Consider the following 854-nt stretch of genomic DNA (forward strand, 5'->3'; position numbering starts at 1 on the left):
AGGAATTGATGCATATCAGAATCTTTTAGATCAAACCAAAGGTTTACATCTTTCAGAAAAAGTTGCAGCTAAATTTAAAACCATCCGAAAAGTATATCTACAACAAAGCTATCTTGTTGAAAATAAAACTACTAGCGTGAAAGATAGAATAGTGAGTCTTTCACAACCACACATAAGGCCGATCGTAAGAGGAAAAGAAAACAAACCCGTTGAGTTCGGTATAAAAGCTCACATAATGCAAGTTGGAGGGCTAAACATCATTGAACACCACAGTTTCAATGCCTTCAACGAGACTACCAGACTAAAGCATGCTTACTATAAACATCGATTGATGATTGGAACTTGTACACATTTAGCAGCAGATGGGATTTATCCAACAAATAGCAATAGGCGGTTTTGTACCACTAAAAAACTGCAAACCAATTTTGTTGCAAAGGGTAAAAAAGTAACAGATAAAAATATCAAAAAAGTTAAAACCATCCTTTCTATAGAAAGAGGAACACGCCTAGAAGGCTCATTTGGCACGGAAAAAGAAAACTATGGCCTAAGGAAAATCAAAGCAAAAACACCAGAAACACAAATCGTGTGGATGTTCTTCGGAATCTTTACTGCAAATGTCGTCCGACTATCAAAACGGCAACAAAAACAAGTCAAAAAAGTAGCTTGAAAAACTTTTAAGAGAAATATCACGGGATAAGACTGCCCAAACTCATCTAAAAAACAAGAATTGCTAACAAAAAAATGAAAATGTAAATTTTTCAAGAATTCTCATAGCCAAAAATCAAAAAATCCAGACTCGTGAAAGACTGGATTCTTGAAAAACAGAATTTTTTTAGCAATTATCAAGGACGCCC

The 854-nt window shown here is 34.8% G+C and carries 1 pseudogene; it reads left to right on the plus strand.

Annotation, left to right across the window (positions count from 1 at the left end):
- Nucleotides 1-667: pseudogene (locus EGI22_RS15570) on the plus strand (DDE transposase); the annotation flags it as partial.
- Nucleotides 668-854: the final 187 nt, after the last annotated feature.

The organism is Lacihabitans sp. LS3-19 (genome assembly GCF_024343575.1).
In the GTDB taxonomy this organism is placed as follows: Bacteria; Bacteroidota; Bacteroidia; order Cytophagales; family Spirosomataceae; genus Leadbetterella.